Genomic DNA, 16,190 nt, shown 5'->3' with positions numbered 1-16,190 from the left:
GGCGGATGGTTGCCGGACTCTTCCCGGTGTGAGCACACATACAGCGACGACGGGAGTGCGGCGGATGGCGGCCAGACCCCGGTACGCGGTCACTGACGACCAAGACCTCTGGGAACGGCTCCGGGTCGCCGACGAGGCGGCTCTGGCCGATCTCTTTCATCGCCACAGTGACGCGGTCTACAACTTCGCGTTCCGTCGTACGTCGTCGTGGGCGAGCGCGGAGGACGTGGTTCAGGCCACCTTTGTCGCGCTCTGGCGCCGGGCCCGGGCCGGAAAGATCGACCGGCTGACGCTGGCCAGCGCCCGGCCGCTGCTGTTGGTGATGGCCGGTTACGAAGCAGGCAACGTACTCCGCGCCTCGCGGCGGCAGGCGGCGCTGACCGACCGCATCGAGCTGATCGACCGCACCGGCACCGTCCCCGACCACTCCGGCGAAGCAGCCGCCCGGGTCGACGACGAACGCTCGATGAGCCAGACCCGCCGCTTGCTCGACCGGATCCCGGCCAAGCAGCGCGAAGTCGTCGAACTCGTCATCTGGTCGGAGTGCTCGATCGCCGAGGCGGCCAGAGCCCTCGGCGTACCGGAAGGCACCGTCAAATCCCGGCTGGCCAGGGCGCGGACGCGCCTGGCCGGCCTCCTCGACCTCGGCACCACGGAGGGCCTCGAATGACCAGGCAGATCCCCGCGGAGCGACCGCTCCCCCACAAGACTGTCATCCTCGACCGCGTCCTGGCCGACCACGACGAGAAACGCGGCCGCAAGGCCTGGCTGCTCCCGGTCACGGCCGCGGCCTCGATCGCCGTCATCGCCACCGGCGCGCTCACGGTGCCGTCGATGCTGAAGTCCGATCCAGGTCCGGCCCCGGCCGGAAAGGGCGGCGGCGCCAGCTCGGCGGCGACGACGAAGCCGAAGGCCGCCGAGAACACCGTCTCGGTCGATCGGGGCCAGCTGACCGCCACCCAGGCGAAGGCGTTCGCGACCGAGTGCATCAAGTGGGTCGGCTCGCACGACGTCCCCGGGCAGACCTATGAGACCGCGCCGCTGGACTGGCCCGGCATGGGCGCCAAGATCGGCAAGATCCGGCACGCGACCAAGGTCGCCGACTCCGATCGCAGCACGGACTGGACAGTTGCGGTGGACTCCGGCGGCAGCACCTATGCCTGCGTCGGCACGATCACCACCAAGGACCCCGACGGACGCGTCCGGCGCAACTACGACTTCGGCACGTTCAGCCGGAAGTATCCCGACGGCCTCGGCGGTACGGGCGACAACCTCGGAAGCATCGGCAAACCGGACGGCACCCTGACCGGTTTCCCGTCCAGCCGGTGGGTGACGGTCGCGCCTGGTGTCACCACCGTGCAGCGCCGGATGGTCATGAAGGGCAAGCCAGGTCCGTGGTTCACCACCGACGTGGTCGACGGTCTCGCCTACATCCGCTCGTGGAGTTCCGCCACGCTCAGGCTGGGCGACAAGGCGCAGGTCGAGACCCGGCGGCTCGACAAGGACGGCAACCTGGTCGGCCCCGTGGTGATCGACCGCCGAGTTGTCGTGAAGGGCCTCTCCGGCGACGGCTACACCACGCTGTCCTCCGCCGGCTGAACCGAACTCAGCTGATCTCGGCGTAGGCGGCGATGAGGAGGCTCGGGTCGGGGGCTTCGAGGATGGTTGGCTTGGCCAACCCGTCCAGTACGACGAAGCGCAGCCGGTCGGCCCGGGTCTTCTTGTCCAGTTTCATCGCGTCCTGCAGGTGCGGCCAGGCGTCGGCCCGGTACGACGTCGGCAGGCCGAGGGACTCCAGTACTGCGCGGTGCCGGTCGGCCGTCGCGTCGTCGAGCTTCCCCGCGGCCCGGGCGAGCTCGGCGACGAACACCATCCCGATGCTGATCGCCGCACCGTGCCGCCATTTGTACCGTTCGAGCCGCTCGATCGCATGGCCGAGCGTGTGCCCGTAGTTCAGCGCCTCGCGCCCGATCGCTCCGCCGAGCGCGGTGGTCCGCTCGCGCAGATCACCGCCGACCGTGTCCGCCTTCACCTGGATGGCGCGGGCGATCAGTTCCTCGGTGTGCTCGTACGCCGGACTCGAAGCGCCGGCCGGGTCCTTCTCGACCAGGTCGAGGATCGTCGGATCGGCGATGAACCCGCACTTCACCACCTCGGCCAGGCCGCTCACGTAGTCGTTGCGGGGCAGGGTTTCCAGCGCGGCCAGATCGCACAGCACGCCGGCCGGCTCCCAGATCGCGCCGACCAGATTCTTGCCCTCGGCCGTGTTGATCCCGGTCTTGCCGCCGACGGCCGCGTCGACCATGCCGAGCAGGGTGGTCGGGATGTGCACCACTCGTACGCCGCGCAGCCAGGTGGCGGCGACGAAGCCGGCCAGGTCGGTCGTCGTACCGCCGCCGATCGAGACGATCGCGTCCGAGCGGGTGAACCCGGCCTGACCGAGCACCGACCAGCAGTAGGCGAGCACCTCCGCGGACTTGGCCTCTTCGGCGTCCGGGATCTCGATCGCGTGCGCGGTGAACCCGGCCGACGTCAGGTCGTCGCGGATCGCGTCGCCACTGGTCCGCAGGGCACGCGGGTGGATCACGGCGACGCGGCGTACGTCGGTGCCCAGTAGGCCGGGCAGTTCGCCGAGGAGGTTGTTGCCGATGACAACGTCGTACGGCGCGGCGGCGGCGACCCGGATGCGCCGCGGCTCGTCCGCGGAAGCATCGACCGGCCGCTCGACTGCGGGACCGTCGGTCGGGTGTTGCTCCGTCATCCCAGCTGCTCCAGGATTTGGTCGGCGATCTCGGCCGGCGTGCGGTTGTCCGTGTCCACGGTCAGTTTGGCGACCTCTTCGTAGTACGGGCGGCGGGCCTCGAGGAGGTTTCGCAGCTGGGTGCGAACATTGCCGAGCAGGAGCGGCCTGGCGACGCCGAGGCCGACGCGCTTGGCGGCTTCGCCGACCGTCACGTTGAGGAAGACGACGTTGTGTCCGGCCAGGTCCGCCCGGGTGTCCGGGTCGAGGATCGCGCCGCCGCCGAGCGACAGTACTACCCCGTCGTCCTGGAGCGCGGCCACGATCGCGGCCCGCTCCAACGCGCGGAAGGCCGGCTCGCCGGAGTCGACGAAGATGTCCGAGATCGCCTTACCTGCTTGGGTTTCCACGTCGGTGTCGGTGTCGCGGTGTGCCCGGCCGAGCTTGCCGGCGAGCAGTTGCGCGATCGTCGACTTCCCGGATCCGGGCGGCCCGACCAGTACGACGACCGGGCCGCTCCCGGGCGCAGCGGACTCGGCAGAAGCGGACGCTGAGTTCACTCTCCGCTCCACTCGCGCGGGGTGATCGTGGCCGGCAGGCTCGCGAGGTACGACTTGTGGTTGCGCGAGGACTCCGCGACCGAGTCGCCGCCGAACTTCTCGATCGAGACGTCCGCGAGGACCAGCGCGACCATCGCCTCGGCGACGATGCCGGCGGCCGGTACGGCGCAGACGTCCGAGCGCTGGTGATGGGCCGACGCGGCTTCGCCGGTGACCGTGTCGATCGTGCGCAAGGCGCGCGGCACCGTCGCGATCGGCTTCATCGCGGCGCGCACCCGCAGGGTCTCCCCCGTGCTCATCCCGCCCTCGGTGCCGCCCGAGCGACCGCTGGTACGGCGTACCTCACCGTCTTCGGCGACGATCTCGTCGTGTGCGCGCGAACCCGGCGTACGGGCGAGCTCGAAGCCGTCGCCCAGCTCGACGCCCTTGATCGCCTGGATGCCCATCAGGGCGCCGGCCAGCTTGGAGTCGAGGCGGCGGTCCCAGTGCACGTAGCTGCCGAGGCCGGGCGGGAGACCGTCGACGATGACCTCGACGACACCGCCGAGAGTGTCACCGGCCTTCTGCGCGGCGTCGATCTCGGCGACCATCGCCTTGCTCGCATCCGCATCGAGGCAGCGCACCGGGTCTGCGTCGAGCCGGGCGACGTCGGCCGCCGACGGGATCACGCCGTACGGCGCTTTGACCGTGCCCAGTTCGACGACGTGGCTCACGATCGTCACGCCGTACGCCTGCTGCAGGAACCGCGCCGCCACCTCGCCGAGCGCGACGCGGGCCGCGGTCTCCCGGGCGCTGGCGCGTTCGAGCACCGGGCGGGCCTCGTCGAAGCCGTACTTCTGCATGCCGGCGAGATCGGCGTGACCGGGGCGCGGCCGGGTCAGCGGGGCGTTGCGGGCGAGATCGGCCAGCACCTGCGGATCGACGGGGTCGGCGGACATCACCTGCTCCCACTTCGGCCACTCGGTGTTGCCGACCTGGATGGCGACCGGCGAGCCGAGCGACAACCCGTGCCGGAATCCGCCGAGGAACGTCACCTCGTCCCGCTCGAACTTCATCCGGGCACCCCGGCCGTAGCCGAGACGACGACGGGCCAGGGCATCGGCCACGTCATCAGTGGTGACCTGGACCCCAGCGGGAAGACCTTCGAGTACGGCGACGAGCGCTTGTCCGTGCGACTCGCCGGCGGTGAGCCAGCGCAGCATGCCGCGATTCTTTCACGCGCACCCGTCGGCCCCGCGCCCAGTCTCACCCAGCACCCACTTCATGCGGGAGCCGCGACCCCGGGCAGGGCGATGGAGGAGCCGCGTGGGGCGTAGTACTCGCCGGGTGTTTCGTCAGTGGGTGGGGCAGGTGGTGGTGTCGTTGTTCATGGAGCGGACGGTGAGGAGGACGTCGAGGGTTTTGCTGACCGGGTTGGCGCTGCACGGGGTGCTGGAGGGCAGGGCGGCCTGGGCACCGACCACCGCGGCGCCGCCGAGCGCGATCGTGGCCAGGCCCGCGGCCGCCAGTCGCGTGGCGGTGCGGCGGAGGGAGATGCTCATGGTGTGCTCCTTGCGGTCCGGTTGTTCTGTACTACGAACTTAGAAGCCGGCGGCGCCGGAAGAACTGGCTTTGGGACCCGTCTTGGGGGTAGCGCTAGCACTACCCCCGGATACCCTCGTGCGACTGCTCAACGACTGGGAGGCGTCGATGGCACAGCGCGCGGAGGACCCGATCACGCGACAAGGCGACGAGGGGTATCGCTCTCGGATCCGCGGCTGCTTGCTCGGCGGCGCGATCGGGGACGCGCTGGGTGGCCCGGTCGAGTTCGACGAAGGTCAGAAGATCGTGACCGCCCATCCAGGTGGGCTGCGCGAGTTCGTTGCCGGGGGCGCCGATTGGCCGCCGGGGACGGTCACGGACGACACCCAGATGACGTTGTTCACGGTAGAAGGGCTGATCCGCGCCGGCGTACGGACCGATCGCGGGATCGGGTTCACGGTAGCGGTCGTGCAGCACGCGTACGACCGCTGGCTCGACACTCAGTTGCTACCGGCACCCAGTGGACGGCGCGACGGATGGTTGCAGGCAGAGCTTTGGCTGTACGCCCGCCGCGCACCCGGCAACACCTGCCTGTCGGCGCTCGGCAAGGCCCGCAAGGGAATGGACCGGATCCCGCAGTTCGGAGCGCAGGCGGTGAACAACTCGAAGGGCTGCGGCGGCGTGATGCGCGCGGCGCCCTTCGGATTGTTGCCTGCAGCAAAGGGTTTCGGGCTGGAATGGGCCTTCGACGCGGCCGCCGAGGCAGCCGGCTACACCCACGGTCATCCCACCGGCCAGCTCGCCTCGGGTGCGCTCGCCGCGATCGTCCACCAGCTCTGCCAGGGCGCCGACCTCGAGGCTGCCCTCGACGAGACGCAGAAGCTGCTCGCCACCCACCAGGACCACGAAGAAACCAGTACTGCGCTTGCCGGTGCGCGCCAGTTGGCGGCAAGCGAGACCGCGCCTGGTCCGGACACCGTTGAGCGGCTCGGCGGCGGCTGGATCGCTGAGGAAGCGCTCGCGATCGGAGTGTACGCGGCACTGGCCTGTCCCGAGCCCGAGCAGTTCCTCGACGCGCTCGCGCTGGCTGTCACGCATTCGGGCGACAGCGATTCGACCGGCGCGATCTGCGGCAACGTCCTCGGCGCTCTGCACGGAGAGACCGCTCTCCCGGCGGAGCTCGTGTACGCCGTGGAGGGCCGCGGCACCATCTTGCAGCTGGCCGACGACCTGGCCCTCGAGTTCACCCGGACCGGCGAGTTGCACAGCGAGTACGGCCCGCAGACCGGCTGGCACGTCCGCTATCCCGGCTGGTAACCCCCAGATATCAGCCCAGGTAGAGGTGCTCCAGCGGTCCGCCCATCAACACCCCGACCAGGGCGCCGATGAGCATGAACGGGCCGAACGGGAACATCTGCCGGCGCCGGAAGACCTTGGCCAGCGTGAGCGCGATGCCGATCACGGCGCCGAGGAAGAACCCGCCGTACAGGCCGGTGACGAGTTGTCCCCAGCCGAGCCAGCCGAGCGCCATGCTGAGCAACCCGGACAGCCGGACGTCGCCGAAGCCGACGCCGCGCGGGAACACGAACCACAGCAGGTAGAACACCCCGAACCCGATCACCCCGGCGATCGCGGCCCGGCGCAGCGACCCCCACTCCCCCGACACGGCCGCCCCGACGATCAGGGCCGCGCCGACCACGAAGTACGTCGGCCAGATGATGGCCGACGGCAGGAATCTCGTCCGGGTGTCGATGTACCCGAGCACTGCCCCGGCAACGGCCAGCAGCAACCAGGCCGCCAGTGCGGGCGAGGTCCCGAGACTCCACCCGAGCAGTCCACCGGCGACGGCGGCCGCTCCACCGCACCAGTACGCCGCGCTGCTCGCCAAGCCGCGGCCGGCGAGTTCGGCGTACGGCGTCTTGGTCTCGCCCTCGTCCAGCACCGGCTCAGGGATCCGCCGCATCAGCCAGGGGCCGAGCAGGAACGCCGCAGGTCCGCAGAGCACCACGCCGGCACCCGCGGCGAGCAACGCGTTCTCTGCCGACACGATCCAGGAGCCTAGACGATCAGAGCCCTGCCCCGCTGCCCCGACCACGCGGCCTGTGGACGGTCGACAGAGCACCGGCCTCGATACGACTCGGCTTATATAGGTTGACACTTATACATGTGCCTGGTTACGTTGTCGCCAGACAGCAGTCCTTCGAGCCTGGAGGCCTGAGCCGGCGCGAGCGAAGCGCGCACGAAGGAGCACCGCATGAGCAGCGACATCCGTGGCGACGAGGACCTCACCGGCAGTCTCGCGGCCGTCGCCGGGAAGGGAGTCGTGCGCATCGAACAGCGCTACGACGCCACCATCGACGACCTCTGGTCCGCCGTCGTCGACCCCGACCGCCTCGCCCGGTGGTACGGCCGGGTGGAGGGCGACCTTCGGCCGGGTGGAACGTTCCGCATTCACCTCGACCCTGCCGACCTCGACAGCACGGGGCGGGTCGAGGCTTGCGAGCCACCCCATCGGTTGCTGGTCAGCACCAGAGAGACCGACGAATCGTGGCAGCGAGGACAGGGGCCGGCGCCGTTCGACCAGACCGTCGAGGCCACTCTCAGCGCCGAGGGCGACCGCGCGCTACTGGTCATCGAGGTCCGCGGCCTACCGCTCGACCGCGTCGCCTCCTTCGGGGCCGGGTGGCAGATCCACGCCGAGAACCTCGCCGCCTATCTCGTGGGCGGCGCCCCTGTCGACGTCGGCGCGCGATGGCAGGCCCTCCTCGCCGGCTACCAACAGTTGGCGGCCGAACTCGGCTGACGCACACCGCGAAACCGCCCGCGCCGCTGGCTCAGGCGCGGGACTTCCGCACCGAGCGGCGGGCGAGCAGGGCCGCGCCGACGCCGATCAGGAGCGGGCCGAGCAGGACGATCGCGAGCGTGCTCGGCCAGCCGTCGTTCTCGGTGACGTAGGTGATCCGCTGGAACTCGTCGTCGTTCGCCGCCGGGGTGAAGGTGAAGTCGTTGGTGATGCGCGACGGATCGGCGTACGAGACGGTGTAGGCGGTCAGGTAGTTGTGCGATCCGGTCAGCTCCGGTCGGTCGGTCACCCGGCCGGCGTACAGGAGTTTCGGCTGCACGGACGGATCGGGCAGTTGCGAGGCGTCCACGCGATGGTCCGAGGCGACGTAGACGCTGACCGTCTGCTGGGTGGTGGCGCCTTTGCTCAGGCGCATCGGGTAGACGATCCGCGCCGACGCGAAGCTCAGCCGCAGCGGCGGGGTCGCGCCGGACAGACTCCCACTCGTCTCCTTCGGCGCGAGCTTGACCGCGACGATCTCCCACTTCTCGGTGATGTACGGCGTGAGGTTGGTGGCCAGCGTCGCCGGTACGACGTACCCGTTGACCCGGAGCCAGTTCGTCACCGCGCTCGCGCTGCTCCCACCGAGCCGGGCGACCTGGAACGGGCCGAGCGTCATCTGCTGCCGTACGTCGACCGCGGCCGGCCCACGGGGCGCGCCGCCGACCGAGCCGTCCCGGTCGGTGATCTTGAGATTCCGGAAGGGCCAGTACGTCGTACGGGTCACCACCTTCGGTGCGGTGATCGCTTCCAGCCCGTAGAAGGTGTTCTTGTCATCGAGGCTCACCTCGGCCGCGGCCGGCACCGGCATGATCCAGGCCGCCTTCTTCGACACGCCGTGGACCGCCATCGACAACACGATCTGCTCGCGTTGGCCGTCGTACCGGACCAGCGCGTTCTCCCCGTACGCCCGGGCGCGCGACTCGGCGTCCGGCAGATAGCCGCCGCACGCGCACGCCCAAGCGGGGGTGACGCCTACTGCCACTGCGGCAAATCCGAGCACTCCCGCAACCATCCGCCACAGCTTCATGGCCGCACCCTAACTAGCCAAGGGTGTACGGCGTGCGGAAGAAGTTGGTCGGGTCGTACTTCTTCTTCGCGGCCCGGAGGCGGCCGAGCTTGGCGCCGTAGTACGAGTTGCCCGAGCGGCCGGCCTCGACATAGTTCACGTAGCCGCCCGCCGAGGCCTTGGCGACCGCGTGATGTCCGGACGTGACGAACTTCTGCGCTGCCCCGACCTGGGCCGACGTCGGATGCGCCGCGGTCCCGCAGTACCACTGGATCACGCCGAGCGCGGATCGCCACGGCCACGCCGTACCGGGTCCGGGCTCCTTCGCCGCCTGTCCCCCGAGGGGATCGAGGATCGCCGCGGCCGGCACCTTCGCCCGCGCAGCAGCTTTCACAGCGCCGAGCAGCCCGTTGATCGTGCCGGCGTCCATCGGCCCACGCAGTACGTCGGATCCGGCCAGGAACCCGGTTCGCGGGCTGGTCGTGCCGCCCCCGAGGTAGCGAACGGCCTCCATGTGCGTCTTCACCGTGATGGACCGGGTCGTGGCCTTCGATCCGACGAACGACTCCACCTGCGCCGCAACGGCCCCGGCCGAACCGGTCGTGGACACCCCGAGAATGTGGATCGACAACGTTCCGTTGCTCTGGGCATCGATATGCAGGTTGCCCCAGGCCGTGGCCGGCGCCTCGTGCGCGAACCGCTGCCAGCCGCGTACGACGGCGGCCGCCTTCGCCTCCGGCCAGGTGAGCCGGAAGAACCCGAGCTTGCCCGCGCCGATCGTGGCCAGCCGGAACGACGTGACGATCCCGAGATTGCCGCCGCCACCGCCGCGCAGCGCCCAGAACAACTCGGGCTCCTGCGTCGGGCTGACCGTCCGGAACACGCCGTCCGCGGTCACCACCTGCATCGACATCACGCGGTCCAGCGTCAGCCCGTACGTCCGGGTGTGGATCCCCATCCCGCCACCGAGCGTCAGCCCGGCGATCCCGACGGTCGGGCAGGTCCCGGTCGGGATCGAGCGGCCGAACTTGTCGAGGTACGCGTGCACGTCGTACAGCTTCGCGCCGGCGCCGATCGTCACCACGTTGTTGGCGTAACTGATCCCGCGGGCCGAGCCGACGTCCACGACCAGGCCGTTCCCGGCCGTGGAACCGCCGACGTACGAATGGCCGCCGCCCTTCGGGACGCAGACCAGCTTGTTCTTCCGGGCGAACAGGATCGACTCGCGCACATCGTCCACCGTGGAGATCCGGACCACGCCGGCCGGCTGGATCGAGTCGAACCTCGGATTGAAGACCTGATGTGCGCCTGCGTAGCCGGCGTCACCGGGGCGGTAGAGCTTGCCGGTCAGGCCCTTGCGGAAGCCGTTCCAGTCGGGTCCGGCGGCGGCGGTCAGGCTGTCCGGTCCGGCACTGGCCGGCTTGTTCCCCGAACAGCTGGTCAGGGCAACGGCGGCGAGCGCACCGCCGGTCTTCAGAAGTGTGCGGCGGTCAACTTGGCTCACGATCGTCGAGCTCCTCACGCGCGGCGGCCCTCATGGCCGCCAGAGGCGCGGGCGACCTACCGGTCATCATCTCCACCTGCAGGGTCGCCTGATGCACAAGCAGATCAAGGCCGTTCAACAGCTCTGTACCGATCCGGTGCGCCGCGATCGCCAGTTGCGTCGGCCACGGATGGTAGGCGACGTCGAACACCACCGGCGCGACGGCCGCGAAGTGTTCGGCCCAGGGATCCACCACGCCACCGGGCAACGTGGACACACACAGGTCGAAGCCGCCGATCTGCTCGACCTGGCCGAAGTCCGCGACCGACGTCTTCAGTCCGAGTTCCGCCGCGAGATCCAGCAGCCGGGCGGCCTTCGACGGATCCCGGACGACGAGCGTCACCTCCGACACCTTGAGACCCCGCAACGCGGCCAGCGTGGACGCAGCGGTCGCCCCACCACCCAGTACTACGGCCGTGTCGGCGCCCGTGATCCCCCGCTCGGCGAAGGCAGCGACCAGCCCGGGTACGTCGGTGTTGTGAGCCGACCGGGAGCCGTCGGGCTCGAACAGCATCGTGTTCGCGGCGCCGATCAGCTCGGCCACCGGGTCGACGGTGTCCACCAACTCCAGCGCGACCCGCTTCAACGGCATCGTGAGGGACAGTCCGCGCACGTCGTCTCCGAGCGTGCCGAGGAATCCGCGGAGCTCCTGCTCACCGACCTCGTGGGCCTCGTAGCGCCAGTCGACCAGCCCGAGTTCGGCGTACGCGGCCCGGTGCATCGCCGGCGACAACGAGTGTGCGATCGGCGAACCGAGAACGGCACAGCGAGTCATCAGCACCTACCGGCGTGAGCCGCGCACCACGCTTGCAGCTTCTGCACGTTCCGCTGGTGCTCCGACAGCGTGGACGCGAACGCGGTCTCACCGGTGTCGAGGTTGACCAGCGTGAAGTACTTCCAGCCGCCCGGCGTCGGGTTCAGCGCGGCCAGCAGGGTGTCCCGGCCGGGCGAGTTGATCGGCGTCGGCGGCAGCCCGCTGCGGTTGTAGGTGTTGTACGGCGAATCGATCTGCCGGTCGGCGTCGGAGGTGAAGACCTTGCCGTTGCGCCCGGTGACGTAGTGGATCGTGGAGTCCATCTGGAGCCGCTGATTGCCCGCCAGCCGGTTGTAGATGACCCGGGCGACCTTGCCGTAGTCCTCCTTGCGGTTCGTCTCCGCCGCGATGATGCTGGCGATGATCACCACCTGGTACGGGTCGACCTTCTTGCGCTGGGCGGTCTGCGGCAGCCTGATCTCCGCCGAGGTCCGGGCGAACTGCGTCGTCATCAGCTTGAGGATCGTGTACGCCGTGGCGCCCTTCGGTACGTCGTACGTGCCCGGGTAGAGGAAGCCTTCGGGGTTGTTGTTCGCGTACGACGGCAGGCCGAGCGCCCACGGCTTGGCCATCGCGGCCGCGGCCGCACCCGGGGGCAGCTTGGCGGCCTTCGCCTTCTGCAGGATGTCGGTGATCTCGGCCTTGGTCCGCCCGCTGGGGAATCCGATCCGGGTCACCAGCACCGACTTGGCCGGGTCCAGCAGCAGGTCCAGCGCCGCCTTGGCCGACATCTCCTTCTTCAGCGTGTACGTCGCCGCCTGGATCGAACGGGACTTCGGGTTGTCGCGGGCCGCCCGCTCGAAGGCGCGGGCGCTCTTCACCACACCCTTCTTCTCCAGGGTGTCCGCGATCGACTGCGAACTCTGCCCCTGGGTGATCTCGACCGTCACCGGGGTCGTCCCGGTGCCGGAGTAGTCCGGGGCCGAGAACACCTTCTCCAGCGCGTCGCGGCCCTTGCCGAAGCCGAAGGCCAGCCCGGCGATCAGCCCGCCGACCACCAGCAACGAGACCAGCCCGGCGAAGCAGCCGAAGCCGCGCCGGGTCCGGGCCTTGCGCCGGTTCGCCCGCCGCTCGACCCTGGTCTCCGGGCGCAGACCGAGACTGTCCGGCAGGTTGTCGCCCTCGTTGAGGTCTTCGTCCACCGATGGTCCGTTCACAGGGGCCTCCCAGGCGGGTTCCCGGTCTCCCGCTCGAAGTCGAGCGCGTGCTGCAGAATCACGACCGCCGCGGCCTGGTCGACCACGGCCCGCCGCTTGGAGCCCTTCTTGCCACGTTCCCGCAACTGCTGCTCGGCGGTGACCGTACTGAACCGCTCGTCCACCAGTCGCACCTCGGGAGCATCCCCTACGGCGTGGGTCAGCACAAACTGCCGGACCAGTTCGGCGGTCTCGCGGATCTTCACCGCGGCCCGGCCCTCACCGCCGGACAACGACCGCGGCAGGCCGATCACGATCTCGAACGCCTCGAGTTCGCCGACCAGGGCCGCGATCCGGTCCAGGTCGCCCGGACCACGCCGTACGGTCTCCACCGGCGTCGCGAGGATCCCGTGCGGATCAGAACTCGCCACCCCGATGCGCGCATCACCGATGTCCAGTGCCACCCGTACCCCCCGGCGCATCAGTGTGCCCTACCCCGGGGGCAGGGTGGCAACGCTGATGACGCAGCGCTGCCCCACGGGCGTCTGTTCGTGCTCGCCCGGGGGCAGTCGAAGCGCGTCATGGTGTCAGCCGGTGACGAGCTGACCGATGGAATGTTCGACCGCGGCCAGTGCCTTGTCGACACCGCTCGCGTCCGTGCCACCGCCCTGCGCGACGTCGTCCTTGCCGCCACCCCGACCGCCGAGCTGCTCGGCCGCGACCCGGACCAGGTCGCCGGCCTTGAGCCGCCACTCACGAGCGGTGTCGTTCAGTGCGACCACGACGGCCGGCTTGCCGTCGTTCACGCTCAGCAGCGCGACCACGGCCGGCTTGTCGGCCGGCATCCGGCCGCGAACGTCCAGGGCCAGCTTGCGCAGATCCCCGCCGTTCACGCCGTCGGGCGCCCGGTGGCCGACGTACGCGACCCCGAAGACGTCCTTCGGCTTCGACGCCAGCTCGGCCCCGGCAGCCAGCACCTGACCGGCCCGGACCTTCTCCAGCTCCTTCTCCGCGATCCGCAGCCGATCGGCCAGGTCAGCCACCTTGGCGGGCAGCTCCTCCGGCCGAGTCTTGAGGTTCTCTGAGAGCAGCCGGACCAGGGCGCGCTCCTTACCCAGGTAGTGCAGCGCCTCCATGCCCACGAAGGCCTCGAGCCGGCGGACACCCGCACCGACCGACGACTCGCTCGTGACGGTCAGCGCGCCGACCTGCGAGGAGTGCTTCACGTGCGTGCCACCGCAGAGCTCGCGCGACCAGGGGCCGCCGATCTCGACCACGCGGACCTGCTCGTCGTACGTCTCGCCGAACAGCGCCAGCGCGCCCCACTCGCGAGCCTCCGGCAGTGTCATGTACTGCGCGGACACCGGAAGGTCCTGCCGTACGGCGAGGTTCGCGACCTCCTCGATCTCGCTACGCGTCGCCTGGTCCAGTGCCGACGACCAGGCGAAGTCGAGCCGCAGGTAACCCGGCTTGTTGTACGAACCGCTCTGCAGTGCGTTCGGGCCGAGCACCTGGCGCAGCGCGGCGTGGATGACGTGCGTGCCAGAGTGCGCCTGGCAGGCCGAGACCCGCCACTCGTGGTCGACCTGCGCGTGCACGTCGAGCCCAGGCGTCAGCAGTCCCTCGACGACCTCGACCTTGTGCACGATCAGGCCCTTGACCGGCCGCTGGACGTCGAGCACCTTCAGCTTCACCCCGTCGGCCACGATCAGGCCCTCGTCGGCGATCTGGCCGCCGGACTCCGCGTAGAACGGGGTCCTCTCCAGCACGACCTCGACGGTCTCGCCCTGCTCGGCAGCGGTCGAGACCACGCCGTCCTTGAGCAGCCCGCGGACCTGGGAGTCGGTCGCCAGCTCCTGATACCCGGTGAACTCGGTGACGCCCTTCTCCCGCAGCTCGCGGTAGCCGGAGGTGTCCGCGTGGCCGGCCTTCTTGGCCCGCGCGTCCGCCTTGGCCCGGTCCCGCTGTTCCTTCATCAGCGACCGGAAGCCCTCGGTGTCCACCTGCAAGCCCTGCTCGGCGGCCATCTCGATGGTCAGGTCGATCGGGAACCCGTAGGTGTCGTGCAGCTGGAACGCCTGGTCGCCGGCCAGCTGCGCTCTGCCCGCGGACTTCAGGTTCTGCACGTGCAGGTCGAAGATGCTCGTGCCCGCGGTGAGCGTACGCCGGAAGGCCTCCTCCTCGCCGTAGGCGACCTGGCTGATCCGGCCGAAGTCGGCCACCAGTTCGGGGTACGACTTCTTCATCTGCTCCAGGCTGACCGGGAGCAGCTCGACCAGGCTCGGGTCCTCGTAGCCGAGCAGCCGGACCGAGCGGATCGCGCGGCGCAGCAGGCGCCGCAGTACGTAACCGCCCTGCTCGTTGCCCGGGTTCACGCCGTCGCCGATCAGCATCAGCGCGCTGCGGACGTGGTCGGCGATGACGCGGAAGCGCACGTCGTCGACCTGGTCGACGCCGTACTTGCGGCCGGTCAGCTCCGAGGCCCGCTCGATCACCGGGTAGATCTCGTCGATCTCGTACATGTTGTCGACGCCCTGCAGCAGGTACGCGACCCGCTCCAGGCCGAGGCCGGTGTCGATGTTCTTCTTCGGCAGCTCACCGAGGATCGGGTAGCCCTCCTTGCCGCCGCCCTCACCGCGGATGTTCTGCATGAACACGAGGTTCCAGAACTCCAGGTAGCGGTCGCCCGCCTCCCAGTCGCGGTCGGCGCCGAACTCCGGGCCCCGGTCGATCAGGATCTCCGAGCACGGGCCGCACGGACCCGGGATGCCCATCGACCAGAAGTTGTCCTTCATCCCGAGCCGGACGATCCGGTCGTCGGGCAGCCCGGCGACCCGCTTCCAGATGTCGATCGCCTCGTCGTCCTCGTAGTACACCGAGGCGTAGAGGACCGACTCGTCGAACCCGTAGCCGCCTTCGCTCTGCGGCTTGGTGACCAGCTCCCAGGCGTACTGGACGGCCTGTTCCTTGAAGTAGTCGCCGAAGGAGAAGTTGCCGTTCATCTGGAAGAACGTGCCGTGCCGGGTGGTCTTGCCGACTTCCTCGATGTCGAGGGTCCGGACACACTTCTGCACGCTGGTGGCCCGCGGGTACGGCGGGGTCTGCTGGCCGACGAAGTACGGCACGAACTGCGCCATCCCGGCGACGTTGAACAGCAGGTTAGGGTCCGGCGACGGCAACGGTGCGCTCGGCACGACCGTGTGGCCGCGCTCTTCGAAGAAGTTCAGGAACCGCCGGCGAATCTCACTTGTTTCCATGGGTGTTACCGGTAGTCCTCACGCTGAGTTTCCGTATTTTCGATCCCGAGCGCGTCCCGCAACTCGGTCTCCCGCTCGGCCATCCCGACCCGCACCTCGTCGCCGAAGTGCCGGATCGCGGCCGCCACCTTCTCCGCCGACTGCTGCAGACTCTCCGGCGCGAGCACCTGGACCCGCTTCTTCAGCCGGGTCACCACGTAGACGCCGACGAAGGTGCCGATCACGAACCACAGGATCCGCTTCACCGCACGTCACCGCGCTTCTTCGCCTTGCGCTCTGCCTTCATCTCGTCCTTCACCCGGCGGGAGACATCGCGACGCTGGCTCTCACCGAGCGCCCGCCGTACGCCGTAGGTGAAAGCGGCCGCCTTCACCAGCGGACCGCCGGCCGTCGCCGCAAACAAAGACGTGAGCGCGGCCGCGTTGGTTGTCACGGTGCTCGCGTTGTCGGTGATCACGTCCACCTTCGCCAACTGGGCGTTGGTGGTCGCCACGGTGTTCGTCACCTCACCGAGCAGCGGCACGCTGGAATCCGAGACGCCCTTGACCATGATCCGGGTCTCGTCCAGCACCTTGCCGAGCTTCAGGATCGGGTAGGCCAGCAGCCCCACCAGGATGAGCAGCGCGCAGGCAGCTATCAGCCCCGCGACTTCACCGACGCTCATGGGAAACGATCCACCTTCCGTTGACACCTCGTGGACCGCCCGACTTTATCGCGCGTCCCCACTCACTCCCCCACTGGACACCTTCCCCCACATCACAGTCCCTC

General features: G+C 69.6%; 17 protein-coding genes. 4 read left to right on the top strand and 13 right to left on the bottom strand.

All coding sequences use genetic code 11. The annotated features are described in order from the left end of the window. The first annotated feature begins 28 nt into the window (after positions 1-28). Together EV138_RS29340 and EV138_RS29335 are read left to right on the top strand one after the other, a co-directional pair. Positions 29-670: an RNA polymerase sigma factor gene (locus EV138_RS29340; RefSeq protein WP_238158495.1), complete on the top strand. Its 642-nt coding sequence runs from the start codon at positions 29-31 to the stop codon at positions 668-670. Next, positions 667-1,599 (top strand): hypothetical protein, encoded by a 933-nt coding sequence (locus tag EV138_RS29335; protein WP_133982767.1) that lies wholly within the window; start codon positions 667-669, stop codon positions 1,597-1,599. The genes EV138_RS29340 and EV138_RS29335 overlap by 4 nt, the downstream gene beginning before the upstream one ends. Before the next feature lie 7 nt (positions 1,600-1,606). Here the strand turns inward: EV138_RS29335 and aroB are convergent, their stop codons facing one another. The 4 genes from aroB to EV138_RS29315 all read right to left on the bottom strand — a co-directional run bounded on the left by aroB (position 1,607) and on the right by EV138_RS29315 (position 4,841). After that, positions 1,607-2,761 (bottom strand): 3-dehydroquinate synthase, encoded by a 1,155-nt coding sequence (aroB, locus tag EV138_RS29330; protein WP_238158494.1) that lies wholly within the window; start codon positions 2,759-2,761, stop codon positions 1,607-1,609. Beyond that, positions 2,758-3,300, bottom strand: a complete 543-nt coding sequence (locus EV138_RS29325; protein WP_202866995.1) for a shikimate kinase — start codon at positions 3,298-3,300, stop codon at positions 2,758-2,760. The genes aroB and EV138_RS29325 overlap by 4 nt, the downstream gene beginning before the upstream one ends. After that, entirely contained in the window at positions 3,297-4,502 is a 1,206-nt protein-coding gene (aroC, locus tag EV138_RS29320; protein WP_133982763.1) for a chorismate synthase, read from the bottom strand. Before aroC ends, EV138_RS29325 begins: the two co-directional genes overlap by 4 nt. A gap of 132 nt (positions 4,503-4,634) precedes the next feature. After that, positions 4,635-4,841: a hypothetical protein gene (locus EV138_RS29315; RefSeq protein ID WP_133982761.1), complete on the bottom strand. Its 207-nt coding sequence runs from the start codon at positions 4,839-4,841 to the stop codon at positions 4,635-4,637. A gap of 118 nt (positions 4,842-4,959) precedes the next feature. Between EV138_RS29315 and EV138_RS29310 the strand changes: the two genes are divergently transcribed. Then, positions 4,960-6,138 (top strand): ADP-ribosylglycohydrolase family protein, encoded by a 1,179-nt coding sequence (locus EV138_RS29310; protein WP_238158493.1) that lies wholly within the window; start codon positions 4,960-4,962, stop codon positions 6,136-6,138. A gap of 10 nt (positions 6,139-6,148) precedes the next feature. Here the strand turns inward: EV138_RS29310 and EV138_RS29305 are convergent, their stop codons facing one another. Next, positions 6,149-6,868: a prepilin peptidase gene (locus EV138_RS29305; protein ID WP_238158492.1), complete on the bottom strand. Its 720-nt coding sequence runs from the start codon at positions 6,866-6,868 to the stop codon at positions 6,149-6,151. A 207-nt stretch (positions 6,869-7,075) separates the two neighbouring features. Here EV138_RS29305 and EV138_RS29300 point away from each other — a divergent pair, with 207 nt between their 5' ends. Further along, complete coding sequence (locus EV138_RS29300) at positions 7,076-7,624, top strand: SRPBCC family protein (RefSeq protein ID WP_133982757.1); 549 nt, start codon at positions 7,076-7,078, stop codon at positions 7,622-7,624. Positions 7,625-7,655: 31 nt separating this feature from the next. Here the strand turns inward: EV138_RS29300 and EV138_RS29295 are convergent, their stop codons facing one another. The 8 genes from EV138_RS29295 to EV138_RS29260 form a co-directional block, all read right to left on the bottom strand. Then, a complete protein-coding gene (locus EV138_RS29295; protein WP_133982755.1) occupies positions 7,656-8,693 on the bottom strand; it encodes a DUF2330 domain-containing protein in 1,038 nt (345 codons plus the stop codon). Between the two features lie 13 nt (positions 8,694-8,706). Continuing rightward, complete coding sequence (locus EV138_RS29290; RefSeq protein ID WP_133982753.1) at positions 8,707-10,176, bottom strand: FAD-binding oxidoreductase; 1,470 nt, start codon at positions 10,174-10,176, stop codon at positions 8,707-8,709. Beyond that, on the bottom strand, positions 10,163-10,990 hold the full coding sequence (locus tag EV138_RS29285) for a shikimate dehydrogenase (protein WP_133982751.1): 828 nt from the start codon (positions 10,988-10,990) through the stop codon (positions 10,163-10,165). Before EV138_RS29285 ends, EV138_RS29290 begins: the two co-directional genes overlap by 14 nt. Continuing rightward, positions 10,990-12,186 carry an endolytic transglycosylase MltG gene (mltG, locus tag EV138_RS29280; RefSeq protein WP_133982749.1) on the bottom strand — a complete coding sequence of 399 codons (1,197 nt, stop codon included), beginning with the start codon at positions 12,184-12,186 and terminating at the stop codon, positions 10,990-10,992. The genes EV138_RS29285 and mltG overlap by 1 nt, the downstream gene beginning before the upstream one ends. Then, positions 12,183-12,647: a Holliday junction resolvase RuvX gene (gene ruvX, locus EV138_RS29275; RefSeq protein ID WP_133982747.1), complete on the bottom strand. Its 465-nt coding sequence runs from the start codon at positions 12,645-12,647 to the stop codon at positions 12,183-12,185. The genes mltG and ruvX overlap by 4 nt, the downstream gene beginning before the upstream one ends. Before the next feature lie 105 nt (positions 12,648-12,752). Then, positions 12,753-15,422: an alanine--tRNA ligase gene (gene alaS / locus EV138_RS29270; RefSeq protein ID WP_133982745.1), complete on the bottom strand. Its 2,670-nt coding sequence runs from the start codon at positions 15,420-15,422 to the stop codon at positions 12,753-12,755. A 5-nt stretch (positions 15,423-15,427) separates the two neighbouring features. Next, positions 15,428-15,667, bottom strand: a complete 240-nt coding sequence (locus tag EV138_RS29265; protein ID WP_133982743.1) for a DUF6167 family protein — start codon at positions 15,665-15,667, stop codon at positions 15,428-15,430. Then, positions 15,664-16,086, bottom strand: coding sequence for a DUF948 domain-containing protein (locus EV138_RS29260; protein WP_133982741.1), 423 nt, complete (start codon positions 16,084-16,086; stop codon positions 15,664-15,666). Before EV138_RS29260 ends, EV138_RS29265 begins: the two co-directional genes overlap by 4 nt. Positions 16,087-16,190 lie beyond the last annotated feature (104 nt).

This window comes from Kribbella voronezhensis (assembly GCF_004365175.1).
In the GTDB taxonomy this organism is placed as follows: Bacteria; Actinomycetota; Actinomycetes; order Propionibacteriales; family Kribbellaceae; genus Kribbella; species Kribbella voronezhensis.
The sequence above is the reverse complement of the archived record's forward strand: the minus strand, read 5'-3'. Positions and strand labels throughout refer to the sequence as shown.

Excerpts from the sequence above, each read along its gene's own strand:
- aroC (WP_133982763.1), bottom strand. The coding sequence starts at position 4,502 with ATGCTGCGCTGGCTCACCGCCGGCGAGTCGCACGGACAAGCGCTCGTC.
- EV138_RS29315 (WP_133982761.1), bottom strand. The coding sequence starts at position 4,841 with ATGAGCATCTCCCTCCGCCGCACCGCCACGCGACTGGCGGCCGCGGGC.
- ruvX (WP_133982747.1), bottom strand. The coding sequence starts at position 12,647 with ATGCGCCGGGGGGTACGGGTGGCACTGGACATCGGTGATGCGCGCATC.
- EV138_RS29335 (WP_133982767.1), top strand. The coding sequence starts at position 667 with ATGACCAGGCAGATCCCCGCGGAGCGACCGCTCCCCCACAAGACTGTC.
- EV138_RS29300 (WP_133982757.1), top strand. The coding sequence starts at position 7,076 with ATGAGCAGCGACATCCGTGGCGACGAGGACCTCACCGGCAGTCTCGCG.
- EV138_RS29260 (WP_133982741.1), bottom strand. The coding sequence starts at position 16,086 with ATGAGCGTCGGTGAAGTCGCGGGGCTGATAGCTGCCTGCGCGCTGCTC.
- alaS (WP_133982745.1), bottom strand. The coding sequence starts at position 15,422 with ATGGAAACAAGTGAGATTCGCCGGCGGTTCCTGAACTTCTTCGAAGAG.
- EV138_RS29295 (WP_133982755.1), bottom strand. The coding sequence starts at position 8,693 with ATGAAGCTGTGGCGGATGGTTGCGGGAGTGCTCGGATTTGCCGCAGTG.
- aroB (WP_238158494.1), bottom strand. The coding sequence starts at position 2,761 with ATGACGGAGCAACACCCGACCGACGGTCCCGCAGTCGAGCGGCCGGTC.
- EV138_RS29285 (WP_133982751.1), bottom strand. The coding sequence starts at position 10,990 with ATGACTCGCTGTGCCGTTCTCGGTTCGCCGATCGCACACTCGTTGTCG.